Source organism: Psychroflexus halocasei, from assembly GCF_900107595.1.
GTDB classification, from domain to species: domain Bacteria; phylum Bacteroidota; class Bacteroidia; order Flavobacteriales; family Flavobacteriaceae; genus Psychroflexus; species Psychroflexus halocasei.
In genome coordinates this window covers 1-4,777 of record NZ_FNQF01000025.1, presented here as the reverse complement: position 1 = coordinate 4,777, position 4,777 = coordinate 1, and the positions used below count along the sequence as shown (strand labels likewise).

The 4,777-nt window shown below is 31.4% G+C and carries 5 protein-coding genes; all 5 read left to right on the top strand.

Translation table 11 applies throughout. The annotated features are described in order from the left end of the window. The first annotated feature begins 116 nt into the window (after positions 1–116). The 5 genes from BLV84_RS12195 (at position 117) to BLV84_RS12175 (ending at position 4,534) form a co-directional block, all read left to right on the top strand. On the top strand, positions 117–821 hold the full coding sequence (locus BLV84_RS12195; RefSeq protein WP_143521381.1) for a hypothetical protein: 705 nt from the start codon (positions 117–119) through the stop codon (positions 819–821). Positions 822–972: 151 nt separating this feature from the next. After that, a complete protein-coding gene (locus BLV84_RS12190; RefSeq protein WP_093246085.1) occupies positions 973–1,740 on the top strand; it encodes a hypothetical protein in 768 nt (255 codons plus the stop codon). A gap of 287 nt (positions 1,741–2,027) precedes the next feature. After that, positions 2,028–2,543: a hypothetical protein gene (locus BLV84_RS12185; RefSeq protein WP_234953155.1), complete on the top strand. Its 516-nt coding sequence runs from the start codon at positions 2,028–2,030 to the stop codon at positions 2,541–2,543. Between the two features lie 835 nt (positions 2,544–3,378). Next, positions 3,379–3,804 carry a hypothetical protein gene (locus BLV84_RS12180; RefSeq protein WP_143521380.1) on the top strand — a complete coding sequence of 142 codons (426 nt, stop codon included), beginning with the start codon at positions 3,379–3,381 and terminating at the stop codon, positions 3,802–3,804. Positions 3,805–4,066: 262 nt separating this feature from the next. Next, the gene (locus tag BLV84_RS12175) at positions 4,067–4,534 is read left to right on the top strand and encodes a hypothetical protein (protein ID WP_143521379.1); all 468 of its coding nucleotides are present in this window, start codon (positions 4,067–4,069) and stop codon (positions 4,532–4,534) included. Positions 4,535–4,777: the final 243 nt, after the last annotated feature.

The window sequence follows — 4,777 nt, the reverse complement described above, 5'->3', positions numbered from 1 at the left end:
GTGATTAAAAACGAAAATAAGTTATAAATTTATGGTTTTAGAAATGAGAAAAGTTCCGAGCTAAAATCTCGCTACTACTCATACACAAATCCGTTAGGCACAATATGAACAAAACTTTGAGACAAATATTATCAATTGGTATTTTGACATTATTTCTGACCCAAATCGGATTCAGTCAATCGATTGAAAAATTTGTTGACTCAACAATCGAAGTTGACAGCCTAAATGTTCCGACTGATTTAAAACAACCTTACTTCCCGAAAGAAATGTTTCCTGAAGTTGAAATGGATTGGATTAAAACGGACAAAGGAACCAAAATAGAAACTAAAGTCAAAGAAGGAAACTATGATGAATTTGTTGTGAATTGGTATTCAAAACATCTTCACGCAATGAAAGAACCTTTGTTATTTAATAGAAAGGTTAACAAAGAAATATATCGATTCACTTGGTTAAGGACTTTTGACAAACCAATGACTTTTAGATTCGAAAAGAAAAATGACAGATTTATTCTTTACTGGAAAGTTCTAAATGGTGCTGGCGGATATGAACCTGGAGAAATAGAAATTGAACGACTGAAAATACTAACCGAAAAAGAATGGACTGAATTTACTCAACTTATTGGAAAAGCAAATTTTTGGGAAATGGATTTAGGTCGTAGTTCAATCGGAACTGATGGTTCTGAATGGATTATGGAAGGTGTAAATCAAACTGAATACAGAGTTGTAAGTGTTTGGTCGCCAAATAAAGGGAATTTTCATAATGCCTGTGATTATCTTATTTCATTAACGAATTTGAAATTAACGGACAAGAAAAAATATTAAAATACTGTGCCTAACACCGTGTATAATTAATTGCTTTTTTCTGATTACGTGCGAAAATTCCGCTGGAATTTTCTCGGGTTCGGTCAATTTTTGCTAAATTAGTTGCCAAACCACGCAACTAACCATACACAAAACCGTTGCCACCAATACAATGAAATACTTGCTAACATACATTTTTACTTTCATAAGTTTTGGCTTATCAGCCCAAGCTGAAAGAAATCAAACGGCAGTCGATACTGTCGATGTGACTTACAGTATTTATGAATTGTTTTCTGACATCAGACTTGAAAATGAAACTGTTGAGTTAAAAATAGTTTTTGACTCGATAACCGAATCGAATTTTAATACTTACAAAGAAAAATATAGACGAAAATCTGATACAATTTCTAAACTAATTTCTCGTACTGAAAATTGTTTTTCTATTCGTGCATCTGATACAATATTTGAATTTCCAAGTATAATGGGTAGGTCTCACTATTACGGTGGATTTTACCCACAAATAAATGCTCATTTAGTTAAAGTTGCTGGAGCTGGAATTTGCGAAATGTTTTTGATTGACCAAAAAACTGCAATCGGTTTATCATTACCGGCTTTTTATGATGGAAGTTGTAATCAACCGTTGATATCCGAAAACAATAGGTTTTTAATGACTTATGGAACTTGTCCAGATGGAAAATTATGTTACGATTGGTATGAACAAATATCTACTATATCGATAGTAAACATATCGAAAAGCAACTCAATATCTGATTTAAATACATATAGATATATTGCTATAAATGATTTTACTATCGAAGAAATATTCTGGGTTGAAAATGATTACATCGTCCTAAAGGTTTTTGATGAAATTGCATTTGATGACAAAGGACAAGACTACAAAAAGAATATTAGATACTTAAGAGGAAAAGTTGAGTGGTAAAAAGTACTGGTGGCAACAACGTATATAGCTCATAGCTTGGCAGTTGCTTAATCGAAGTTAAGGCATATTTGGAAAGTCGCCAAATTTTTAAATTTGACGATTTCCAATAAAAAAGATAAATAGTAAAATTTAAAAATCTGGCTTGTGCTTAACCCGAAAATTAATCGCTAATTTGCACGCTACGAGCCATATACACGACCGTTGCCCACCATTTGAAAAAAACGACACTCTACATATCAATCATAGTTCTGATTTTGAACTTTAGCTGTAAAACGGACAAAACTGATTTGAACAAATCGGCGGAATATGATGCTCAAAAAACAACAGAATTAATAACTCAGATTTTAAAGGACGAAAGTAGCGACTATTTATCTTCGACTTGCATAACGGAAAAACCGAGAGCAATTTCAAATCCAATGGTTGTGGATTTTGATAAATACGTGAAAAAGTATCTCGAAATAAAAGATACTACCCATTATAACACTCAAAAACGTTTATACAAAAAATTTAAAATCACATCTGAATTAGTTCCAAATAAAAACATTTTAACCCAAAAACAGTTTAAGGAGTTTGAAAAGAAGTCTGAAAAAGGAGAATTTAGATTTTGGGATTGGCTTGATAACAATTGTAAGAATGGATATTGCTCGATAAGCAAACCAATTTTTAACGAGACTTACGATTTGGCTTATGTGCAAATAGGAACAATTTGCGGTGGATTATGTGGTGGTGGAGAAGAACGAATTTACGAGTTTGTTAACGGTAAATGGATTGAAAAAGAAAGCATTAGCAGTTGGGTAAGCTGAATAAAAACGGTGGGCAACACTGTATATAGCTCATAGCTTGGCAGTTGACAAATTCAAAGTTAAGGCATATTTGGAAAGTCGCCAAATTTTTAAATTTGACAACTTCCCAAAAAAATAAAGTAAGTAGTAAAATTTAAAAATCTGGCTTGTGCTAAATCCGAAAATAATCGCTAATTTACACGCTACGAGCCATATACAAACACGTTACAGCTAAGTTAAGCCGTTGATTTTTAAAATCCTCTCTCCTATTTTGATATTCAAGTATTTTAAGAAAGAAAATATCAGAATCGAAAAAATCACTCAGAAAATAGGACTGAATTCTGTCGCTTGCCAAATGGAATTTGTACTAAGATTTAAGACGAATTCGCCAAAAGTTTTGGAGTTGACAATCGAAATGGAGAAGATCAGAAAATCAGCCAAACGGATTTTTACCTGGAGAATAATAACGAGCTAAACGAAATCGGTTAATTTGAAAATCCTTATGAAAATATGACTTAAGCTAGATCATCAAGTTTAGTAATTAAAGAAATCAATCTTTTGAGAATATAAAACGATGAAAAGCAAAGCGCGCCGAAAAAATTTCTTTTAGAGGATTTTAAGTTGAATTGAAATATAGAACCTGAGTTAAATCGAAATAAAAACCTAGCTGTAACACTATGTATAAGTAATAGCGAAGTCTGTGTTGAAAAACGAAAATTAAGTTATAAATTTATGATTTTGAAATGAGAAAAAGTTCCGAGCTAAAATCTCGCTACTACTCATACACAAATCCGTTGCCCAACATTTGAGAAAAACATTATTCATATCGATAATTATATTAATTTTGATTAGTTGCGTGAATCAACAAACCGCATCTGATATTGATGTATATGTTAAAAAGATAAATAATCGAACTGACTTAATTGACTCAAAAAATAAATTTAAGACAAAAATAGAGAATGGTAAATTAGCAGAGTTTACTATTAATACTCGAACTGATAAAAAAGGAGATATTCTTAGAATAAATGCAAAAATTGATTTTCTAAATAAAAAATCTGATGATTACACATTTTATTTCGAAAATGACACTCTGAATTTTGCTCATATAATTAAATTTATGGAAACTGATGAAAATTTAGATACGATAACTAACAGCGAATTTTATTTTTTTCAAGAAAATTTAATAAAGCAAATCGACGAAAAAGAAAAGAGTATGGAAGCTAAAACTGTCCAACAACTTTCAGAATTCTATTTAGTTTTTGGTAAAGAAACAGCTGAATAAAAACGTTGGGCAACACCGTATATAGCAAATGGCGGAAATTGGTTCTATAACGGAAGTTCCAGCTTTTTTGCGGGGTCGCCAAAAACCAATTTATTTGGTTATATTTGAAAAAGCAAAAACCTAAAAATTGGTTTTTTGGCTTGTTTTACGGCGGAAAGTTTTGCGCCTGTTTGCCCGCCACTTGCCATATACAAAACCGTTGTAAACAATTTAAACGCAACCACCTGAAAAACAACAAACAAATTAGAAAAAGATACTAAAAATGAAAAAAATATTATTTACTTTAATTATCGGACTTTCAATTCTAGCCTGTTCGGATGACAATGACTGCTGTGTGAACGTTGATATTGGAATTGATATAAAATACTTAAATGCACAAGGCGAGAACTTATTTGAAATAGATAATGGTTATAACGAATCGGATATTACTATTTACCATAAAATAAACGGAGAATGGAACGAATATTATAAAGGTAATTTAGACTCACCAAAAGGAATTAAAGTTGTTAATGGAGAGAATGGAAAATTTCTATCCATTTCACCAAGTACAACGTTAGATGAAAACAACTATTCAGAAACAAAAATTAAATTTTCAGAATCTGATTTTGATATCATAAAAACGGAAATTGACAAAAGCAATTCTAATACAATTGTTACAAAAGTATGGTATAATGGAAATTTAGAATGGGAAGCTTATGAAAGCGAAAGAATGTTTGAAATAATTAAATAAAAACTGTTTACAACAATGTATAACCGCAATTACGGCGGATTCGACTACGTCCGAATCCACTCGGAATTGCTAAAACCTGTGCTAAACCGAAAATTTTGCGTACTTTAACCCGTAACTGACGGTTATACGAGACCGTTATACGCAATTTTGACCCGTCCTGAATAAAGGCTACATAATTTTAAACATTATGTACAAAAATGACAAAGTAATTAGACGTTATTCAGAACCTTTCAAATTGAAAAT

Excerpts from the sequence above, each read along its gene's own strand:
- BLV84_RS12190 (WP_093246085.1), top strand. The coding sequence starts at position 973 with ATGAAATACTTGCTAACATACATTTTTACTTTCATAAGTTTTGGCTTA.
- BLV84_RS12175 (WP_143521379.1), top strand. The coding sequence starts at position 4,067 with ATGAAAAAAATATTATTTACTTTAATTATCGGACTTTCAATTCTAGCC.